Origin of the sequence: Enterobacter soli ATCC BAA-2102, assembly GCF_001654845.1 — a bacterium.
GTDB classification, from domain to species: domain Bacteria; phylum Pseudomonadota; class Gammaproteobacteria; order Enterobacterales; family Enterobacteriaceae; genus Enterobacter; species Enterobacter soli.
The window spans coordinates 1-21,096 of sequence record NZ_LXES01000046.1 but is presented as its reverse complement, the minus strand read 5'-3'; the positions used below and the strand labels follow the sequence as shown (position 1 = coordinate 21,096).

Sequence of the window (21,096 nt, the reverse complement as noted above, 5' to 3'; positions counted from 1 at the left end):
CTAATAATTGAATTAAATTGTAAAATACACATATATTATTTCTTATGATAAACCGGTATCGTTTTATCTTTATGATTTATATAAGATTAACAAAGTCACCCGATCGGGTGAACGGTCTAAAGAAATCAACATATGAATAAAACAGAACAATCGGCAGGCCAGTCTGTCTTTGCCGATACTCGTCTTGCTAACGATCCCCCCCTGCGGGCCGTGCGCGCGTTTGAAGCTATTGCCAGGCTCGGCAGCGTGACGCAGGCCGCGCAGGAGCTGGCGATTTCACCATCCGCCGTGAGTCATCAACTCAGGGTGCTGGAAGGGTATTTGCAAATGCCGCTTACGGAGCGTCAGGGGCGCAGGCTGGTGCTGAGCCAGCAAGGGCGCGATTATTACCGCTCGATCCGGGCCGCGTTTAACGTGCTGCGCCAGGCCACGGAACATCTGGTGGAACAGTCGCAGACGCGGCAGGTCACCATCAGCCTGATCCCGCTGTTTGGCATGGGCTGGTTTATCCCGCGCTTGCCTGCCTTTATGCGCGCGAACCCGCAGACTGAAATTAACGTGGTGTATGCCAACCACCGCAACTACCTGAGCGATGCCTCGGATATGTCGATTCGTTTTGGGAATGGGCAGTGGGCGGGTTACCAGAGTGAAAAACTGATTTCCGGGCAGATGGTACCGGTGTGCAGCCGGGCTTTTTTACGTATTCACGGGCACATCGACACGCCGGAACAACTGTTGCAAATGCCGTTATTGCATGATGAGGAGCGCAGTACCTGGCAGCAGTGGTTTATGTTACAGGGGGTAAAGCGCCCGCCACGACGAAGCGGCCCGATGTTTGAAGATGGCCTGCTGACGCTGGCGGGTGTTCAGGCCGGGCTTGGCTGTGCGCTGATGCGCGAACCGCTTATCGCGCCGTATCTTGAAAGTGGGGAACTGGTGAAAGTTTTCGATTTGCCTATCGATGACGGTCGCGACTATTACCTGTGCGTACGCTCAGATACAGAAATGACCGAGGACGGTAAGCTCCTGCAAAACTGGCTACGCCGTGCGGCGGGCAGTGAACAGGCTACAGCGTAAGCAGACAGCTTTTATCCTGCGCTTCAATTTCCGCCCCGCTAAAGCGCGCGTATTGCCCGGTTAATCCCCAGAACGCGGGCTGGGTTTCGGTATAAATTTCGGCAGCCAGCACCAGGCGGCGACGTTCATCTTCGCTCATCTCCAGCAGTGTCCAGGGAATGAAGTAGCGTGCGGATGAGGTTAATTCAAACCACAGTGGGCAGCCGCAGCCCGGGCAGAACCAGCGTTCGCCACGTGGAGAGGACGAAAAATGAGAAGGGGCGATGGAATCGTCCTCGACCAGAGGATGGCCTTGCGCTTCCAGATACATGGCGATACCGCCGGACCATTTCTGGCACAACGTACAATGGCAGGCATACACGTCGAAATTGGTGAGACTCACACTGAACTGGCTCATCCCACATAAACAGCGTCCTTTGAATATGTGCATGGCGTACTCCTTTATCACGCCAGTAAAACCGGATAAAAAAAGCCAGCCACGAGGGCTGGCCTTTTTATACTGACAAATCTTAGAACTGGTAGGTCAGACCCAGTGCAACGATGTTGTCGGTAGAAACACCAGCAGCTTTGGTGAAGCTGTTGTCGTCAACCAGGTTGATTTTGTAATCAACATAGGTAGACATGTTTTTGTTGAAGTAGTAGGTCGCACCCAGGTCTACGTATTCAACCAGATCCTGGTCGCCGTAAGAACCGATGTCTTTACCTTTGGATTTCAGGTAAGCGATGGATGGACGCAGACCGAAATCGAACTGGTACTGAGCAACAACTTCGAAGTTCTGTGCTTTGTTCGCGATATAACCGTCACCGAAGTTGGTCATGTTGCGAGTTTCGGAGTAGGTGGTTGCCAGGTAGATGTTGTTCGCATCGTATTTCAGGCCAGCAGCCCAAACTTCTGCGTTCTCGCCGCCAGCATTCAGGTTGCTTGCAGAACGAACTTGCAGGTCAGTACGGTCAGATTTCGCATAGGTCGCACCCACGCCGAAACCGTTCATTTCGTAGGTAGAAGACAGACCCCAGCCGTCACCGTTCGCTTCGGTGATGTCACGGTCGTCGTTTTTACCCTGGTACTGAGCAGCGAAGTTCAGACCGTCAACCAGACCGAAGAAGTCGGTGTTACGGTAGGTTGCAACGCCAGTAGTACGGCCAGTCATAAAGCCATCAGTCTGGGTCCAGGTATCACCACCGAATTCTGGCAGAACGTCAGTCCATGCGCCGATGTCGTAAGCAACACCGTAGTTACGACCGTAGTCGAAAGAACCGAATTCGTTGAATTTCAGACCTGCGAATGCCAGACGGGTTTTGTTGCCGTCAGAGCCTTCTGATTCAGAGCGGTTGCCCTTGAACTCATATTCCCACTGGCCGTAACCGCTCATCTGGTCGTTGATCTGAGTTTCACCTTTGAAGCCCAGACGAACGTAGGTTTTGTCACCGTCGTTGCCGGAATCATCAGAGAAATAGTGCAGACCTGTTACTTTACCGTACAGATCCAGCTTGTTACCGTCTTTGTTATAAACTTCAGCCGCGTTTACAACACCCGCCGCCAACATGGAAGTCACTGCCACTGCAACTAATTTAAGTTTCATCTTAAATAATCCTTATAATTTTCTTTAGGTATTCCTGAGCCAAATTGAACGATTTCTAAACGAGGCTGTTCGTCAATGGCATGTTATTTTTAAAAATCTTGTAGCTTCGTTTCAATAATAAGTTTCAAATTATTAGCGATAATTTCAATTAGTGTGATCCTGATCTGAAAAATTGCCAATATTCGGAGTGTTTTGACTAATTAATACACAGAAAAGCACTATTTTCAGCCGCGAATAATTGCCATGGGTATAGTTTTATTGAGTTCCTATTTTTCGAGGTAATTACTGGTAGTCACTCGGAGAATATTTGAGATGATGTATAGTTGTTGGCGTTAAAACAGTGGGTTATGAGGTTTGTTGCGTAATTGTTATGCGATAATTGATGAAACATCCAGAAATAAACTATTGCAATAAGTGCTATATACAAGGTGAATATTTGCAGGGAATTAGTTACGTGACGTTGTCAATTAATGTCAATAAAACGTGAAGAGGAATTTACGAAGGGAGATAAATATAAACAAAATTTAAACCTATTAACTATGCGTCGTGTAAATATTTTGAGGCGCGATCACGTTTTATTTTTACAGGATTTACGCCGGGCTGAGAGATTGCCCGGCAGAACGCTGTCAGGCTTTATTTCGTGTGGCATACCAGCACAGCAATGAACCGGCACAGACCATCAACGCGCCTTGCCAGAAGGCGAAAGAGAGCGGAGCGTTGAGCAGTGTTGCTGCCAGTGCGGCCGATAACACAGGGGTAAAATAGGATACCGCAGCAAGCACCGTGACATTGCCGTGCAAAATGCCGATATTCCACGAAGCATAGCCAAACCCAAGCGCAACGCCACACATTAATAGCTTCACCACCACCGGAACGCTGAACACCATTTCCGGCTGGCTACTCAGGGCATATTTCACCCACAGGCTCAGGGCAGTGAGCAATACGAAGAGGGTGATGCCATTTTGCCCTTTGGCAAATTTACTGGTGACAGTGCAGTAGGCAGCCCAGATAAATGCCCCGGCAAAGGCCAGCGCATAGCTCAGCGGGCTGGAGACAATATTGCTGATGATTTCATCAATATGCAGGCCCTGTTCGCCTCCTAATACCCAACACACACCCAGCAGCGAGATAGCTAATCCCGGGATCACCCACAGGTTTGTTTTTTGACCATTAAACAAAATCGCAAACACAATGGTCAGGCTGGGCCAGAGATAATTGACCATCCCGACTTCAATCGCCTGTGGCCGTGTTGCCGCATAACCTAAAGACAACGCCAGGCAAATTTCATAACTGACAAACAGAACACTGCCTGCAATAAGGTATCGGGTTGAGAAACGTCTAATATCAGGAAAACCCACCGTCACCAGACACAGTAATCCGCTGATGGTATAAATCATCGCCGCGCCGCCCACCGGCCCCAGCCCTTCACTGACACTGCGAATAAGCCCGACCATCGTGCTCCATAACAGGATTGCCGCCAGCCCAATGAGCGTTGCTCTTTTTCTGTCCATTACCTTGCCATTACCCTCAAATATAAAGGAAAAATTTATAGCATTATTCCACGGTTTACCGCGAATAATTCTGTTAAGCGCTTAACCCAAAAGGATTATTCAATTTCGTCAGGCGCGACTATTAAGGGGGCGATGCCGTTCGACATTGATTTGACGCAAAAAAATCAGGGGTTTTGCTGTTAGTTTGCGGCGCGAAGTCTTATCAGAAAAAGAGGACAGCAATGGACGTCAGCCGCAGACAATTTTTCAAAATCTGCGCGGGCGGTATGGCCGGAACAACAGCTGCGATGTTGGGATTTGCTCCCAAAATGGCACTGGCTCAGGCACGCAACTATAAACTGCTGCGCGCCAATGAGATCCGTAACACCTGCACATACTGCTCCGTGGGATGCGGGCTATTAATGTTTAGCCTGGGCGATGGCGCGAAGAACGCCAAAGAAGCGATTTATCATATTGAAGGTGATCCGGATCATCCGGTGAGCCGCGGGGCACTGTGCCCGAAAGGGGCGGGCCTGCTGGACTATGTCCACAGCGAAAACCGCCTGCGCTACCCGGAATACCGCGCGCCAGGTTCAGATAAATGGCAGCGTATCTCGTGGGATGAAGCCTTCTCCCGCATCGCGAAGCTAATGAAAGCCGACCGCGATGCCAACTTTATCGAAAAGAACGCGCAGGGCGTGACGGTTAACCGTTGGCTTTCCACCGGGATGTTGTGTGCCTCTGCGGCAAGTAATGAAACCGGGATGCTGACGCAAAAATTTGTGCGTTCGCTCGGCATGCTGGCGGTAGATAACCAGGCGCGCGTCTGACACGGACCAACGGTAGCAAGTCTTGCTCCAACATTTGGTCGCGGTGCGATGACCAACCACTGGGTTGATATCAAAAACGCTAACGTCGTCATGGTTATGGGCGGTAACGCCGCTGAAGCACATCCGGTGGGTTTCCGCTGGGCGATGGAAGCGAAAAACAACAACGATGCGACGCTTATTGTTGTCGATCCGCGCTTTACGCGTACGGCATCGGTGGCGGATATTTATGCGCCTATTCGCTCCGGTACGGACATTACGTTCCTGTCTGGTGTGCTGCTGTACCTGATTGAAAACAACAAAATTAATGCTGAGTACGTCAAACACTACACTAACGCTAACCTGTTGGTGCGGGATGACTTTGCCTTTGATGACGGGCTGTTCAGCGGTTATGACGCGGAAAAACGGCAATACGATAAGTCGTCCTGGAACTACCAGCTCGATGAAAACGGTTATGCGAAACGCGATGAGACGCTGACCGATCCACGCTGTGTGTGGAATCTGCTGAAACAGCACGTTTCCCGCTATACGCCGGATGTTGTCGAAAACATCTGCGGTACGCCAAAAGCAGATTTCCTGAAAGTCTGTGAAGTACTGGCGTCTACCAGTGCTGCCGACAGAACCACCACGTTCCTGTATGCGCTGGGCTGGACACAGCATACCGTGGGTGCGCAGAACATCCGCACCATGGCGATGATCCAGCTGCTGCTTGGCAATATGGGGATGGCCGGTGGCGGGGTGAACGCGCTTCGTGGTCACTCGAACATTCAAGGGTTAACCGATCTCGGACTGCTCTCCACCAGCCTGACGGGTTATCTGACGTTGCCGTCGGACAAACAGCCAGACCTGCAAACCTATCTGGCTGCCAGCACGCCAAAAGCCACGCTGCCTGACCAGGTCAACTACTGGAGCAACTATCCGAAGTTCTTCGTCAGCCTGATGAAATCCTTCTACGGCGATGCGGCGCAGAAAGATAACGACTGGGGCTTTGAGTGGCTGCCGAAATGGGATCAGGCCTACGATGTCATCAAGTATTTCAACATGATGGATAAGGGCAACGTCACGGGTTATATCTGCCAGGGCTTTAACCCGGTGGCCTCTTTCCCGGACAAAAACAAGGTCGTTCGCAGCCTGAGCAAGCTGAAGTACATGGTGGTTATCGATCCACTGGTAACGGAAACCTCGAACTTCTGGCAAAACCACGGCGAGATGAACGACGTGGATACCGCGTCGATTCAGACCGAAGTATTCCGCCTGCCATCAACCTGCTTTGCTGAAGAAGATGGCTCGATTGCCAACTCGGGCCGCTGGTTACAGTGGCACTGGAAAGGGCAGGATGCACCGGGTGAAGCGCGTAATGACGGCGAGATCCTGGCCGGGATCTACCATCGCCTGCGTGAGATGTACCGCACCGAAGGCGGCAAGGGCGTTGAGCCACTGCTGAAGATGAGCTGGGACTACAAACAGCCGGATCACCCTGAATCTGAAGAGGTGGCGAAAGAGAACAACGGCGTTGCACTGGCAGATCTCTATGACGCAGCCGGCAACCTGGTGGCGAAGAAAGGGCAATTGTTGAGCAGTTTCGCGCTGCTGCGTGACGACGGCACCACGGCGTCCTCCTGCTGGATTTATGCCGGTAGCTGGACAGAGCAGGGCAACCAGATGGCCAACCGCGATAACGCCGACCCTTCAGGGTTAGGCAATACGCTGGGCTGGGCCTGGGCGTGGCCGCTTAACCGCCGTGTGCTGTACAACCGCGCATCGGCGGATATCAACGGTAAGCCATGGGATCCGAAACGGATGCTCATCCAGTGGAACGGATCGAAGTGGACGGGTAACGACATCCCGGACTTCAACACTGCGCCGCCGGGTAGCGCAACGGGGCCGTTCATCATGCAGCAGGAGGGCTTAGGCCGACTCTTTGCGCTCGATAAGCTGGCTGAAGGTCCGTTCCCGGAACACTACGAGCCGATGGAAACGCCGCTGGGCACCAATCCACTGCATCCGAACGTGGTTTCAAGCCCGGTTGTGCGTATCTATGAAGACGATGTGCTGCGCTTAGGTAAGAAGGACAAATTCCCATACGTGGGGACAACCTACCGCCTGACTGAGCATTTCCACACCTGGACCAAGCACGCACGGCTTAATGCCATCGCGCAACCGGAACAGTTTGTGGAGATAAGTGAAACGCTGGCGAAAGCGAAAGGCATTGCCAATGGCGACCGCGTGACGGTCAGCAGCAAGCGCGGTTTTATTCGCGCCGTGGCGGTGGTGACACGCCGCCTGCAATCGTTAAACGTGCATGGTCAGCAGGTGGAAACCGTCGGTATTCCTCTGCACTGGGGCTTTGAAGGTGTGGCGCAGAAAGGTTATATCGCCAACACCCTGACGCCGAACGTCGGCGATTCCAACTCGCAAACGCCGGAGTACAAAGCGTTTCTGGTCAACATCGAGAAAGCGTAAGGAGCGAATAAATGGCGATGGAAACACAAGACATTATTAAACGCTCCGCGACTAACTCCATGACTCCCGCGCCGCGCGCGCGGGATTACAAGGCAGAAGTCGCAAAGCTTATCGATGTCTCTTCCTGCGTGGGCTGTAAAGCTTGCCAGGTGGCCTGTTCAGAATGGAACGATATCCGCGATGAAGTGGGGCACTGCGTTGGGGTCTACGATAATCCCGCCGATCTGAGCGCCAAATCCTGGACGGTAATGCGCTTTAGCGAAACCGACCAGAACGGCAAGCTGGAGTGGCTAATCCGTAAAGACGGCTGTATGCACTGTGAAGATCCGGGCTGCCTCAAGGCATGTCCGTCTGCCGGAGCAATCATTCAGTACGCCAACGGTATCGTCGATTTTCAGCAGGACAACTGTATCGGCTGCGGTTACTGCATTGCGGGCTGTCCGTTTAATATTCCGCGTCTCAACAAAGAGGATAACCGGGTTTACAAATGCACACTGTGTGTGGATCGCGTCAGCGTCGGGCAGGAGCCTGCCTGCGTGAAAACCTGTCCTACGGGTGCCATCCACTTCGGCACCAAGAAAGAGATGCTCGAAGTGGCGCAACAGCGCGTGGACAAGCTAAAAGCGCGCGGTTACGAAAATGCGGGTATTTATAACCCGCAGGGCGTGGGCGGTACGCACGTCATGTACGTGCTGCACCATAACGACCAGCCGGAGTTGTACCACAATCTGCCGAAAGATCCGGCGATCGATACCTCGATCAACCTGTGGAAAGGGGCGCTTAAACCGCTCTCGGCGGCAGGCTTTATCGCCACCTTTGCCGGGTTGATTTATCACTACATCGGCATTGGGCCGAACAAAGAGGTGGATGACGACGAGGAGGAGCATCATGAGTAAGTCGAAGATGATTGTGCGCACGAAGTTTATTGACCGCGCCTGTCACTGGACGGTGGTGATCTGCTTCTTCCTGGTGGCGGTATCGGGGATTTCGTTCTTCTTCCCAACGCTACAGTGGCTGACTGAAACCTTCGGCACGCCGCAGATGGGGCGTATTTTGCACCCGTTCTTTGGAGTACTGATTTTCATCGTGCTGATGTTTATGTTCGTGCGCTTTGTGCACCACAACATCCCGGATAAGCAAGATATTCCGTGGGTGAAGGGGATTGTTGAAGTCCTGAAAGGTAACGAGCATAAAGTCGCGAGAGTGGGGAAATACAACGCCGGGCAGAAAATGATGTTCTGGACCATCATGAGCATGATTTTTGTGCTGCTGGTGACCGGAGTAATCATCTGGCGTCCGTATTTTGCGCACTACTTCCCGATTCAGGCCGTTCGCTATGCGCTGCTGATCCATGCAACCTCGGCCATCATCCTGATCCACGCCATCCTGATCCATATGTATATGGCATTCTGGGTGAAAGGGTCGATTAAAGGGATGATTGAAGGCAAGGTCAGTCGTCGCTGGGCGCAAAAGCATCATCCGCGCTGGTACCGGGATGTTGAACGCCTGGACGCGAAGAAAGAGAGTACGGAAGGGATGAAGTAAGCGTTAGCGCCGTCGGCGTGGGTCGGCGGCGTTTATCACTCTGACAGGTTAACCGGGATATGCCATCAGGTGTTGGTAATCAGGGCATCAATTGCAGAAATGACACTGCTTCTTGCGCTCCGAAGGTTACATACATAATTTTTATTATTTTGCTTCTTTTTCTCCACATATGTTATCCCTGATGTATTCAAGAATAACGTCTGGAAATCAATATTAATTAATGGTGTTAGTGCATTGTAATGCCCGCTTAGATTATTGCGATAACCAAGAGGAAGAATAAGCCTTGTTGATAAATCATCGTAATAATCATGCTGTATTATCATAAAATAAGGCTGATATTTGCTCGTTCTGCCTGATGGATTTCGGTAAACATCAAACTGATAACACATTAAATCCCTCCGAAATAAGGATCGTCAGACAGTAAACCTGCTTTTTCCGTGAATGCATTCATGGCAATTATGAACGATTTATCGCGTTGTTTCTGCTGCTCTCGTACTTCGGCGGTTGAGGGCATAGGTAGCCTGACGCTCTGCTGGCGCTTCTGAACGTCAGGTACGGGAGTACGATTCGATTTCATCTTTCACCTCCTGTGTGGGTGCGCTCATTATCAACCTCTGCCGCCAAAAAACAATACTGTTTCCCCTGGTAATATTATTATTGCGAGCACCATTCCAGACAACGGTGAATGAAATAGCCTCTTTGCATTCAACAAAGAGGCTGGAGAATATCAGAAGCGTTCTTCTATATACCTGAAGGGGTATTTTGTCGGTTTGACTTTACCGATTTTACGCTTCGGCAATTCAACGGGGTCAACGTGCAACTCTTTATACGGGATTTGGGTCAGAAGGTGAGAAATAATATTCAGTCGAACACGTTTCTTATCTTCGGAACGGGCGACAAACCAGGGGGCCCAGGCGGTGTCGGTGGCGGCAAACATGGCATCGCGTGCAACGGTATAATCATCCCACATATTGAAGGATTTAATATCCATCGGGGATAACTTCCAGGTTTTGCGCCCATCGTTAATACGATCGCGTAGACGGCGCTCCTGCTCTTTTGGCGTCACTTCCAGCCAGTATTTCAGCAGGATGATCCCGGCATCCACCATCGCTTTTTCCATCACCGGCGTGCCATCCAGGAACTTTTCAACCTGTTCCGGGGTGCAAAAGCCCATCACCCGTTCAACGCCTGCCCGGTTGTACCAACTGCGATCGAAGATAACGATTTCTCCCGCCGCAGGCAGATGGGACACATAACGCTGGAAATAGAGCTGACTTTTTTCTTTCTCGGTCGGGGCCGGTAAAGCAACCACCCTGAACACGCGCGGGCTGACGCGCTCGGTGATCGCTTTAATCGTCCCGCCTTTACCGGCTCCGTCACGACCTTCAAAGACAATACACACTTTCAAACCTTTACTGACGACCCATTGCTGAAGTTTAACCAGCTCAACGTGGAGACGGCGCAGCTCTTTTTCATACTCTTTGGTTTTGAGAGGTGCATCTTTAACGACATCAACAACGACACTGGCTTTCTTTTTTTTACTGACCATCATTGTCATCCTCTTATTGTCCGGTCGCGGAATAAAGGGCCGTACTTTGAAGTGTAAACGACCTGAATTAATGGATTAACCTGTCAGCAAGCCGTTTTGAACTGGCTCACCATACAAGATTATTTAATAATAGTTGTCGCAAATTTTTAACAAGTGGTTGCGGTATGAAAAAGACTATTTTTTCGTTAGCACTTGGCACGTTTGGCCTCGGCATGGCTGAATTTGGCATTATGGGTGTGTTAACCGAGCTGGCGAACGATACGGGGATTTCGATCCCCTCCGCCGGCAATATGATTTCGTTTTATGCCTTCGGCGTCGTGATTGGTGCGCCGATTGTGGCGCTGTTTTCCGGTAAGTTCTCGCTGAAATCGACGCTGCTGTTTTTAGTGGCGATGTGCGCGGTCGGGAATGCCATCTTTACCTTTTCGACCTCCTATACCGGGCTGGCGATAGGGCGCCTGATTTCCGGTTTTCCGCACGGGGCCATTTTTGGTGTGGGAGCCATTATCCTGTCGAAAATTGCTCCTCCGGGTAAGGTGACGCTCGCGGTCGCAGGCATGATTGCCGGGATGACAGTCGCCAATCTGGTGGGTGTCCCGCTCGGTACGTGGCTTGGGCATGAATACAACTGGCGCTACACCTTCTTGCTGATTGCCGTGTTCGATGCGCTGGTGATCCTGTCCGTGATTTTCTGGGTGCCTAAGATCTACGATAAAACGGAAACCCGGCTCAGCGAGCAGTTTCATTTCCTGAAGAAGCCGGAACCCTGGCTTATTTTTGCCGCCACCATGTTTGGCAACGCCGGGGTGTTTGCCTGGTTCAGCTTTGTGAAGCCGTTTATGGTCAACGTCTCCGGTTTTTCCGAAGGGCTGATGACGGTGATCATGATGCTGATGGGGCTGGGCATGGTGTTGGGTAATATGCTGAGCGGTAAATTATCCGGGCGCTACAGCCCGCTGCGCATCGCTGCCACGACCGATATGGTGATTGTCGCCTCGTTGTTGCTGCTCTTTACGTTCGGCGAGCACCAGACCGCCTCTCTGGTTATGGGCTTTATTTGCTGCGCCGGGCTGTTTGCGCTCTCTGCGCCGCTGCAAATACTGCTGCTGCAAAACGCGAAAGGTGGGGAACTGCTGGGCGCAGCGGGTGGTCAGGTGGCGTTTAATCTTGGCAGTGCGATTGGCGCCTATTTCGGCGGGATGATGATAACGCTAGGCTTTAGCTGGAGTTACGTTACCTTGCCAGCGGCCATTCTTTCGTTTTCTGCCATGACGTCACTGCTGATGTATGGCTACCTGAAAGCCAAACGAAGCCAGGCTAACGCACGCGCGCTAGCCTGATACCCCTCAGGACAACCAGGGTTCGCCCAGGGTCAACATCAACCGGTTGGCCCAGGCGAAGAAGGCGGCAGACTGAATCAAGTCGAGTTGTTCCAGCGTATCCAGCGACTGTTTTTCCAGTGCCGCGAGATGATGTGGCGTCACTGCTGGTGGTGTGACGGACAGCGCCGCCGCAAATTCAATTTCCGCCTGCCAGCGCGCAGACTGCCCTTCACTCAGCGACTGCCCTGGTCGGATGGCCAGCAGCGCTTCAACGGCATTATCATCCTTCGATAACTGACTGGCTTTACGCGCATGGACAGATGCGCAGTAAATGCAGCCGTTGACCTTGCTGGTGACCGTTGCTGCAAGCTCGCGTTCGGCGCGGGGGAGGCCGCCGGGCGTATAAAAAATCCCTTTATCCGTCAGCGTGCGTTGTTCCAGTACCGGCAGGTTGCGCCCCAGCAGGCGGAAATAGTCAGAGTCGGTGTGGCCAAATTTCGCGAGGATAGCAACCTCATCGTCGGCAAAATCGGCCAGCGGTTTTGCTGCTATCCACGGCTCCCAGCCGAGTTCTGCCTGGGTGAAGACCACTGGCGCGGCTTTGCCCGTTGCGGTGGTGTTTGTTGTGTGCCAGATGCCCGCCACAACCGGTGTATCACTGGCGGTAACCGGTTTATCGTTCAGCAAACGCAGCCCGGTAATAAGCCGACTCTGGAAACTGACAAACGCGATAAGCTGCGCCAGCGTCACAATGCCTTCTTTGCTCCAGCCTGCCTGAGTCAGTGTTTTCAGGGCCGACGGGGTGGCTTCTACCGGAGAAAAGGTCAGCAAACGGGCGAAATTCAGGGCCGGAGTCAGACGTGCAGAGGTCGGATCAGCCAGCCCAAACCCGGCGTAGTGCGCCGCCAGCGCGTCTGCGTTATGCCATTTTGCGACTTTTGCCGCCACGGCAAAGCGTTCATCCAGCGGAAATGCCGTGTCCTGCTGGCTGAATAAGGTTTCGTAGCTCCCCTGGGCATGACGCGTTGCGGCATCACGCGTAGCGCGGGCCTGCGCCAGAGCGGAACCGGGGGCGATCTCCGCCAGTTCGGCGAGAATATCCTGACTAAATGCCATCTGTGACTCCTCAAAGAATGTGGGGGGCAATATGTGCTGCAATCAACTCAATCGAACGCAGGGTATCCGGATGCGAGGGTTCTACCGAATGCACCTGGAATGAAATATCTGTCGCGCGCGCCAGGACGGAATCGGCTTGCAGCGAGGCGAGTACGGTTTCAGGCGCGCCAATATGTGCGTCAAACTGGCGGCGATAATCCTTTACGCTATCGCCGGTTACCTGATGTCCGGCCGCGCGATGCTGCTGAGCCTGTTTTGTCAGCCCGGGGGTTGCCACCGTTAACGCATAGTCATCGCTGTCGGCGACGAACGCCGTTCGCGAGGCCAGAATACGTGGCGCGACGCCCGCGGGCAGGGCATTCAGATAGGCATCAACGATTGGGTTCTGGATTTCATCCAGTGTCAAATCCAGCCTGTCTGCCGGGCGGGGTTGCGTGCGTGAAAGCATCAGCCCGTGCCCGGCTTGTGCCGCGCGTATTGCCCCCTCAACTGAAAACGTCGCAATCCATACCCGCTGGTTAAGCTGTGGTGCGGGTGGGTAAAGATGATTGTCGGGATGGGTGAGCGAATCCCCGCCCCAGGCGCTCTGGATAACATGCAGATGTTCAGCAAATACGGCGGAACGTGCCTCAAACGTCAGGCCAAACGGCAGGAATGAGGTCGGCGTGCCGCCCGAGCCAAAGCCCACTTCCAGGCGGCCATTTGCCAGCAGATCCAGCACGGCGGCGTCTTCCGCCACGCGCAGCGGGTTTTCCATCGGTAACGTGATGATGGCGGTTCCCAGACGAATGTTGCGCGTATGCGCCGCTACATGCGCCAGAAATAACAGCGGAGAGGGCAGCCCGCCTTCGTGCTCATGAAAGTGGTGTTGCGCAATCCAGGCACTGTCGAAACCGTGGCGCTCTGCGTGCTGGATTTGTTCTGTTGCCAGGCGGTAACGTTCTTTTGCCGTGGCCTCATCCAGCAGTCGGGTGAAAAATCCCAGGCGTTTTCGCGTCATGCGAACTCCTCCGTAACGGGTGAAAAATGGGGAATGGCGTCAATCAGTTCACGGGTGTAGCTGTTCTGCGGTGCGGCAAACAACGCTTCTACTGCGCCATGTTCTACAACCTGCCCGCTACGCAGCACCGTCACGCTGTGCGCTATGCGGCGAACGGTCGCCAGATCGTGAGTGATAAAGAGATAGGTCAACCCCAGCTGTTGCTGTAACTGCTGGAGCAGGGCCAGGATTTGCGCCTGTACCGTGACATCCAGCGCCGAAGTGGCTTCATCCAGTACCAGGATGGTCGGTTCAAGGATCAGCGCCCGTGCAATAGCCACACGCTGACGCTGCCCGCCGGACAGTTCGCGTGCCGTTCTGCTCAGGAGCTCTGCGGGTAACGCGACACGCCGGGCAACACTCTCGACGCGCGTTTTACGTTCCGTTTTACTGAGACGGGCAAAGTTTTTCAGGGGTTCTTCGATTACCTCAAAAAGGGTTTGTCGCGGATCCAGTGACGCAAATGGGTTCTGGTATACAAACTGGATTTTCTGTCGCAGCTGGCGGCGCGCCTCATTACTTAAGGTGGTGGCGTCGATATCGTCAATTACTACGCGGCCGCTGTCGGCCTGCTCGAATCCCAGTAAAATGCGTGCGAGGGTGGTTTTCCCGGAGCCCGACTCACCCACCAGGGCGTGCGTGCTGCCGCGCGTCACGTCGAAACTTACCTGATCCAGGGCCTGAAGCTGATGACCTTTACCCAGCGAGAATTGTTTGCTGATCCCCTGCGCGCGAATGGCCGGTGACGCCAGCGGTAAGCCTGACACCGGGGCAATGGTCAGTCGTTGTCCCTGGAGATCGCTTAGCAACTGCCGAGTGTAGGCGTGTTGCGGAGCACGCACGATATCTGCTGTGGCGCCGTGTTCCTGCACCTCTCCGTGGCGGAACACCAGCAGTCTGTCGGCGCGCTGTGCGGCAAGGGCCAGGTCGTGGGTGACAAACAGCATCGCCGTACCGGACTCGCGACGCAGCACATCCAGTAAATCGAGAATGCGCTTTTGCACCGTGACGTCCAGCGCGCTGGTCGGTTCATCGGCGATGATCACGTCCGGGCTCAGGGCAATAGCGATGGCAATCAGAACGCGTTGCTTCATTCCCCCGGAGAGCTGATGCGGGTACTGCTTCATGCGTTGTTGCGGGTGGCTTAAGCCCACTCTGGTTAACAGGGCCAACACCTGTTCATCCCGCTGGGCGGCGGTGATTTTCTGATGGATCTGAATAATTTCGCCCACCTGCGCGCCGATGGTCTGAACCGGATTCAGTGAGTTACCGGGGTCTTGCGGGACAAGGCTAATCCGCGTGCCGCGCAGGGTATCGAGCCGTTTAGCAGACCAGTGGCTGATCTCTTCACCATTCAGCAGAATGCTACCGCCATCGCGGCGGGCGTTGTCTGCCAGCAGGCCAATAATCGCTTGTGCCGTGGTGGTTTTGCCCGATCCAGATTCGCCGACAAACGCCAGCATTTCGCCCCGTTTTAACGTAAAGCTGACGTTATGGACCACTTCACGCCACTGGCGTCCGGTGCGGTAGCTGAGGCTGAGGTTTTCTACGCTGAGAACGGTCATACACGGCCTCCGCTGAACTGCTGGCTGATACGGTTGGTGGCAAGCACCACTGCGATGACGACAATGCCCGGGAAGGTGGTTAACCACCAGGCGGTGGAGAGATAGTTACGTCCCTCAGCGATCAGTAATCCCCATTCAGGGACGGGCGGCGGCGTGCCGTAGCCGAGAAAACTCAGCGTAGAGAGCGCCAGAATGGCCTGGCCAAACTGCAAGGTGGCAAACGCCAGCACAGCAGTGAGCGAATTGGGAAGAATGTGTCGCCACAGCACGGCCAGAAATGTGCCGCCGCTGCCAAATGCTGCTTCGACATAATCGGTATGGCGAATACGGACCACTTCACCGCGAGCCAGCCGGGCGAAGCTGGCGATAGAGGCTACCCCGACGGCAATGGCGGCGTTTACAGTGCCAAAACCGAGCAAAATAATGACTGTCAGAGAGAGCAGCAGGGACGGAATAGACAGCAGCACATCGACAAAACGCATCAGCAAGGACTCAACGCGCCCGGCAAAAGCACCGGCAATAACACCAAGCCCTGTACCCACCACTAATCCCATGCTTACCGCAGCCAGTGCAGCGCTCAGGGAGTGTGATGCGCCGTAAATAATGCGCGTATACACATCCCGGCCAAGCTGGTCGGTACCGAGCCAGTGGCCCGCCTGCGGCGCCAGACGTTGCGCTCCCGCGATGCCTTCAATTGGACTGTAGTGGGTGAGCAGACCCGGCGCGAAGGCAGAAAACGCGGCAAGCACAATCACGGCCCAGGCCAGCCATAATCCCGGCTGCCACGGAATACCGGGCAACCGGGGCACGCGTTTTCGCGCGGCCGCAGCGTAATCAACAAGACTCATTGGGCACCTCCGGTGACGGTTTGCAGGCGAGGGTCGAACAGCGGCATCAGCAGATCCACCAACAGGTTAATCAGGACAAACCCCAGGGCCGAAATCATCACTATCGCCTGGAGCACGGCGATATCCTGGTTATTCACCGCCTGCTGGGTCAGCTGGCCCAGGCCGCTGCGCCCGAAGACGGTTTCAGTGATAAGCGCCCCGGCAATCAGTTCGCCCAGCAGCAAACCGGCAATGTTCAGCACCGGCAGCAGGGCGTTACCCGTGACGTGACGCCACAGAACGGCGGTCTCACTCAGCCCTTTAGCACGCGCTACGGCGACAAACGGCTGGGATGCAACCTGGTCCAGGCTGCGCATGAAAATCTGTGCCAGCGGGGCGGAAATCGGAATGGCGACGGTCACGATCGGCAGGATCAGGCCTTGCAGCGGCGTTGGGTTAATGACCGGGATCCATTTCAACTGGAACGAAAAGAGCTGAATTAAGGCGATACCCAGCCAGAATGTCGGCAGCGAGATAAACAGCACCGGCAAAGACTGAATGGTATTGCTGAGCCAGCGCAAACCCGGCAGGCGCGAAGCAAAAGCCAGTGCGAAAGCCAGTACCACCGCCAGCGCAAACGCCGGAAGCGCCAGACTCAGGGTATCCGGTAGATTGCTGGTAATCAGCTCGCTGACCGGGACACCCGCCTGAAGCGAGTAGCCGAAATCCCCGCGTAACATGGCAAACAGCGTATGGCCATACTGCTGCCACAGCGGGCTGTCAGCCCCGTAAGCCACGCGCATCTCCTGAATTTGCGCCGGGCTTAAACCAAGATCAGGGTTCTGAAATTTGATCAGCACCGCATCACCCGGCAGCACCTGAAGCAGCACGAACGAAAGGGTAAAGGCGGCCCATAACACCAGCAGTCCGTGGCCTGAACGTCGAAGCAGTGCGTGGCTCATGTCCGACTCCTTAATGTTTCTCAATCCACGCACCGTAGAACGACGGGCGGCCAACGGCTTCAAAATTCACCCCTTTGAGCCAGGGCGCACCGGCAAAGACCTGCGGCTCTTCGAAGATGGGGATCACGTAGGCGTTGTCTAGCAGGTAGCGCTGTGCATCCCCTGTCAACTGAAGGCGTTTTTGCGGGTCCACTTCTGCGGAAATATTCACCAGCAGCTCGTTCAGCTTGTCGTCGCGGAAACTTTTAGCCTTGTCACTGGAACCGCCTTTTTGCAGCAGTGCATCGCGGTTAGCGGGGTAGAACATGCTTTTCACCACGTCCGGATCGGCGCGGCCCACTTCAGAAACCGTCAGAGGTGTTTTTAACGGGTCGAGGTTATCCAGCGTGCGGCTTCCGGCATCACCGGCTTTGACACTCAGCGCCACGCCAACCTGACGCCACTGCTGGGCGACCAGCTGTAATACCTCTTTATTTTGTGGCTGCGGCAGAGATTCATAAATGGTCAGCGCCAGGCGTTGCCCGTCTTTGGTGCGGATCCCGTCGCTGCCCGCTTTCCAGCCGGCATCATCGAGTAATGCGTTGGCTTTGGCCGCATCGAAGGTCAGTTTGTCGCTCAGATCTACAAAGCCCGCGGCGGAACCGGCAATAACGGATTTTGCCTGCGGGTAATTGGGTGAGAAGAGGGTGTCCACGACCTGCTTCGCGTTTGTGGCATGGAGCAATGCCTGACGGACCCGAACATCGGCAACCAGTGGGTTATCCGGGCGGAAACTGATACTGTCGTTCACTCCGCGTGTCGGGGCGGCGTAGATGTGATAACCCTGATCCGTGGCCTGTTTTTCGTCATACGCCTGCACCTGGCGAATCAAATCTGCCTGGCCTGCCAGCAGGGCGCCAATGCGAACGCTGTCTTCCTGGGTGACAATAAACTTAATACCGTCGAGGTTGGCCGGGCCTTGCTGGGCCAGGGTTTTTGGCCCCCACTGATAGTCTTTACGTGCCTCGAGCGTCACTTCGCGCCCCAGCTTTTCGTCTTTCACCACAAACGGCCCGGAACCAATAATATGGCGGGCATCACCCAACTCTTCGAAATTACGCTTCAGCGTACTGAGCGACACCAGGCCCGAGCCGATGGTGGCCGTACCCTGTAAGAATCCCGGCGACGACTTTTTAAAGAAGAACTTCACGGTGAGCGGGTCGACCACTTCGCTGTGATCGTAGTTATTGATCACCTCAGAAACCGGCAGGCGCTGCGCCTTATTCCCCAGGCCATAGGTGTCGAAGTTTTTCGCCACGGCGTTAGCGTCAAGCGGTGTGCCGTCAGAGAACGTGATCCCCGGGCGGATCTTAAAGGTGTATTCGGTTTTATCGGCGTTTGTGCTCCAGCTTTCCGCCACCCAGGGTTCAACCGCCAGCGTCTGCGGGTTCTGCCAGGTCAGTTTGTCGGTTATCTGATTCAGAATGCCGCCGTTAGGGTAAAAGCCACCGGCGGGCGGATAAAGGTTGGTATGCGCCTGTTGTTCCAGATAGATAAGCGTGCCGCCTTTAACTGGCGTATCCGCCGCGTAAGCCGCCGTGGTAGCCAGAATCAGCGCTGTCAGCAGCGGCAGGCGAAATGGGGTTTGCATGGTGAATTCCTTTGTTATCTTCTTGTTAGCGTCGGATTCATCATCGGGCGCGGGGGAAAACAAGGGAACAAAGGAATTGAGATAAGGTTTGCCGGAAACTGAAAATGAAAACGCCCCATTAGTGGGGCGTTGAAAGCGTACTACACAAATTTAGCCAGCGGGTCGGCAGCAGCAAAAGCCACGGTTTTATCTGCGGCAGGTGGGTAGATAAGTTCGTTAGTGATGGCGATTTTGATCTTCTTCGCCTCTTCACGAACAGACTTTACCTCCTGTTCCCAGCCTTCGGTATACACCGCGCCCCAGGCACCTAAATCGAGGCAGGTGACATAATTCACCTGGCGATAAGGGTACGGCTCGATGTTTAACAGACTGGCCGCAGCGTTGTGCCCGGCAAATTTACCCAGCTGGATCGCGTGCTGGCAGGTCATCAGCGCCGTGTTGCCCACATCGTCGGTTTTGGCGTGCGCCATATCGCCGGCGGCGTAAATGTCCGGGTGAGCGGGCACTTGCAGGCTCTCTTCAACAATCAGACGCCCCTGATTATCACGCTCGCCTTCAATCTGCTTGTTAAGCGGGCTGGCTTCTACACCGGCGGTCCAGACCACGGTTGAAGACGGGATGCGCTCGCCATTTTTCAGGGTAACGCCGTCAGCATCAATGGCTTCGATTTCACTGTTCAGACGCCATTCCACACCCAGCGATTTGCTCGCCTCTTCAATGGTATTGCGCAGCGCTTCGCTGTAGCGACCACCGATAACCGCACCGCGCTCAACTACGATAACTTTAGTCTCTGTATCTTCTCCGAAACGCGCACGAAGACGGGCAGGGAGTTCGGTTGCCAGTTCAATACCGGTAAACCCGCCGCCACACACGACAACGGTGTTACGTGCCGCTGTTGACGGGCGAGCCACCAGGGAGTCGAGGTGTTTTTCGAACACCTGGGCAGACTCTAACTGGTCGATATCAAATGCATAGTCGGCAAGCCCGGCAATCGCAGGGCGTCGGGTCTGGCTGCCTGTGGCCAGAACCAGTTTATCGTAGGCGGCAGACGATGTAGCGCCGTTCGCGTCACGATAGAAAACAGTTTTTTCTTTAGCATCAATGCGTTCTGCGCTACCGGCGATAAACGCAATACCAAGCTCTGCAAACAAATCGTTCAGCGGTGCAACCAGCGTGGACACCTTTTCTTCATAAAAGCGCGGACGAACGCGCAGCTCAGGGACGGGTGCTAGTACGGTGATCTTCAGGTCATGACCTTTTTCCAGGTCGGCCAGGCGAGCGGCACTTACCGCTGCCCACATACCGGAAAAACCACTGCCCACAATTAAAATTTGCTTCTTCATATTCGATCCTTTTGATCGTCAGGCTGTATGTCTGACATAACTGCAACTATACTTGTCGCAGTTAACTGCGACAACTTCTTTCTGAGTTAAAATTAAAAGTTGCCTGAAATCAGCTTGTTAAAGCAAAAGGGTGGGGAGAGGTGTTTTTCCTTCGAGGAACATCGCTATAATGACCAGGATTATTGACTTCGGAGTTAACCATGGCTTTTTACAGTTCCGGTGTGGAATATGGCATTCACAGCCTGATGTGTATGGTGGATGCAAAAGGCAACGAACGTGAGATGAGCGTCAGAGAGATGGCAGCCTTACAGGGTGTGCCATACGATTATCTGGGCAAAATTTTCACCCGGTTGTCCCGCGCAGGGCTGGTGATCAGCACCGAAGGTAAGGGCGGCGGATTCAAACTGGCTCGCCCGGCGGAACTGATCACGGTGCTGGATGTGGCGCACGCCATCGACGGTGAAAAGAACATGTTTGAGTGCCGGGAAGTGCGCCAACGTCTTGCTGTTTTCGACGAAACCCCGCCCGCCTGGGTGTGTGATGGGCCATGTGGTGTACGTTCAGTGATGGACAGCGCGCAGCAGAGAATGGAAGAGGAACTTTCGCGCCACACGATCCTCGATCTGGCCCGCAAGATGTTCCGTAAAGCGCCGGATACGTTTCAGATTGAAGTGCAGGAGTGGATTGCTGACAGGCGCAGTACGAACTGACACCTTCACGCCAACCTCTCCCCAAACATTGAGGAATCCCCACAAAAA

General features: G+C 54.1%; 19 protein-coding genes. 6 read left to right on the top strand and 13 right to left on the bottom strand.

All coding sequences use genetic code 11. From position 1 onward, the window contains the following. Positions 1-132: 132 nt before the first annotated feature. Positions 133-1,077, top strand: coding sequence for a LysR substrate-binding domain-containing protein (locus M987_RS17110; RefSeq protein ID WP_014070364.1), 945 nt, complete (start codon positions 133-135; stop codon positions 1,075-1,077). On the opposite strand, the gene M987_RS17105 is transcribed toward M987_RS17110, so the two are convergent. From M987_RS17105 to yddG, 3 genes are all read right to left on the bottom strand, one after another. Then, a complete protein-coding gene (locus M987_RS17105; protein WP_014070363.1) occupies positions 1,067-1,507 on the bottom strand; it encodes a GFA family protein in 441 nt (146 codons plus the stop codon). The two genes, M987_RS17110 and M987_RS17105, sit on opposite strands and share 11 nt — an antisense overlap. Positions 1,508-1,586: 79 nt before the next feature. Further along, positions 1,587-2,660 (bottom strand): porin OmpC, encoded by a 1,074-nt coding sequence (ompC, locus tag M987_RS17100; RefSeq protein ID WP_014070362.1) that lies wholly within the window; start codon positions 2,658-2,660, stop codon positions 1,587-1,589. 626 nt (positions 2,661-3,286) lie between these two features. After that, positions 3,287-4,171 (bottom strand): aromatic amino acid DMT transporter YddG, encoded by an 885-nt coding sequence (gene yddG / locus M987_RS17095; protein ID WP_014070361.1) that lies wholly within the window; start codon positions 4,169-4,171, stop codon positions 3,287-3,289. 221 nt (positions 4,172-4,392) lie between these two features. Between yddG and fdnG the strand changes: the two genes are divergently transcribed. From fdnG to fdnI, 3 genes are read left to right on the top strand one after another with little or no spacing between them, the layout of a single operon-like run. Continuing rightward, positions 4,393-7,440: a formate dehydrogenase-N subunit alpha gene (gene fdnG, locus M987_RS17085; RefSeq protein ID WP_088201863.1), complete on the top strand. Its 3,048-nt coding sequence runs from the start codon at positions 4,393-4,395 to the stop codon at positions 7,438-7,440. A gap of 11 nt (positions 7,441-7,451) precedes the next feature. After that, the gene (fdxH, locus tag M987_RS17080; protein WP_014070358.1) at positions 7,452-8,336 is read left to right on the top strand and encodes a formate dehydrogenase subunit beta; all 885 of its coding nucleotides are present in this window, start codon (positions 7,452-7,454) and stop codon (positions 8,334-8,336) included. Further along, positions 8,329-8,985 (top strand): formate dehydrogenase-N subunit gamma, encoded by a 657-nt coding sequence (gene fdnI / locus M987_RS17075; RefSeq protein WP_014070357.1) that lies wholly within the window; start codon positions 8,329-8,331, stop codon positions 8,983-8,985. The genes fdxH and fdnI overlap by 8 nt, the downstream gene beginning before the upstream one ends. Positions 8,986-9,050: 65 nt before the next feature. Here the strand turns inward: fdnI and M987_RS24075 are convergent, their stop codons facing one another. The 3 genes from M987_RS24075 to ppk2 all read right to left on the bottom strand — a co-directional run bounded on the left by M987_RS24075 (position 9,051) and on the right by ppk2 (position 10,534). Further along, positions 9,051-9,374: a CcdB family protein gene (locus M987_RS24075; protein WP_014070356.1), complete on the bottom strand. Its 324-nt coding sequence runs from the start codon at positions 9,372-9,374 to the stop codon at positions 9,051-9,053. Then, on the bottom strand, positions 9,374-9,562 hold the full coding sequence (locus M987_RS17070; RefSeq protein ID WP_014070355.1) for a type II toxin-antitoxin system CcdA family antitoxin: 189 nt from the start codon (positions 9,560-9,562) through the stop codon (positions 9,374-9,376). Before M987_RS17070 ends, M987_RS24075 begins: the two co-directional genes overlap by 1 nt. Before the next feature lie 150 nt (positions 9,563-9,712). Beyond that, positions 9,713-10,534, bottom strand: a complete 822-nt coding sequence (gene ppk2, locus M987_RS17065) for a polyphosphate kinase 2 (protein WP_041162070.1) — start codon at positions 10,532-10,534, stop codon at positions 9,713-9,715. Positions 10,535-10,698: 164 nt separating this feature from the next. On the opposite strand from ppk2, the gene araJ reads away from it, so the two are divergent. Further along, a complete protein-coding gene (araJ, locus tag M987_RS17060; protein ID WP_014070353.1) occupies positions 10,699-11,874 on the top strand; it encodes an MFS transporter AraJ in 1,176 nt (391 codons plus the stop codon). Between the two features lie 6 nt (positions 11,875-11,880). Here the strand turns inward: araJ and M987_RS17055 are convergent, their stop codons facing one another. The 7 genes from M987_RS17055 to M987_RS17025 all read right to left on the bottom strand — a co-directional run bounded on the left by M987_RS17055 (position 11,881) and on the right by M987_RS17025 (position 20,338). Next, positions 11,881-12,972 (bottom strand): alkylhydroperoxidase domain protein, encoded by a 1,092-nt coding sequence (locus M987_RS17055; protein ID WP_014070352.1) that lies wholly within the window; start codon positions 12,970-12,972, stop codon positions 11,881-11,883. 10 nt (positions 12,973-12,982) lie between these two features. Next, the gene (locus M987_RS17050; protein WP_014070351.1) at positions 12,983-13,972 is read right to left on the bottom strand and encodes a putative FMN-dependent luciferase-like monooxygenase; all 990 of its coding nucleotides are present in this window, start codon (positions 13,970-13,972) and stop codon (positions 12,983-12,985) included. Continuing rightward, entirely contained in the window at positions 13,969-15,576 is a 1,608-nt protein-coding gene (locus M987_RS17045) for a dipeptide ABC transporter ATP-binding protein (RefSeq protein ID WP_014070350.1), read from the bottom strand. The genes M987_RS17050 and M987_RS17045 overlap by 4 nt, the downstream gene beginning before the upstream one ends. After that, entirely contained in the window at positions 15,573-16,424 is an 852-nt protein-coding gene (locus M987_RS17040; RefSeq protein WP_014070349.1) for an ABC transporter permease, read from the bottom strand. Before M987_RS17040 ends, M987_RS17045 begins: the two co-directional genes overlap by 4 nt. Beyond that, positions 16,421-17,365, bottom strand: coding sequence for an ABC transporter permease (locus M987_RS17035; protein ID WP_014070348.1), 945 nt, complete (start codon positions 17,363-17,365; stop codon positions 16,421-16,423). Before M987_RS17035 ends, M987_RS17040 begins: the two co-directional genes overlap by 4 nt. 10 nt (positions 17,366-17,375) lie before the next feature. Next, a complete protein-coding gene (locus M987_RS17030; RefSeq protein WP_014070347.1) occupies positions 17,376-18,995 on the bottom strand; it encodes a TIGR04028 family ABC transporter substrate-binding protein in 1,620 nt (539 codons plus the stop codon). Positions 18,996-19,135: 140 nt separating this feature from the next. Continuing rightward, positions 19,136-20,338, bottom strand: a complete 1,203-nt coding sequence (locus M987_RS17025; protein ID WP_014070346.1) for an NAD(P)/FAD-dependent oxidoreductase — start codon at positions 20,336-20,338, stop codon at positions 19,136-19,138. Between the two features lie 200 nt (positions 20,339-20,538). On the opposite strand from M987_RS17025, the gene M987_RS17020 reads away from it, so the two are divergent. Beyond that, the gene (locus tag M987_RS17020; protein ID WP_014070345.1) at positions 20,539-21,048 is read left to right on the top strand and encodes an RrF2 family transcriptional regulator; all 510 of its coding nucleotides are present in this window, start codon (positions 20,539-20,541) and stop codon (positions 21,046-21,048) included. Positions 21,049-21,096: the final 48 nt, after the last annotated feature.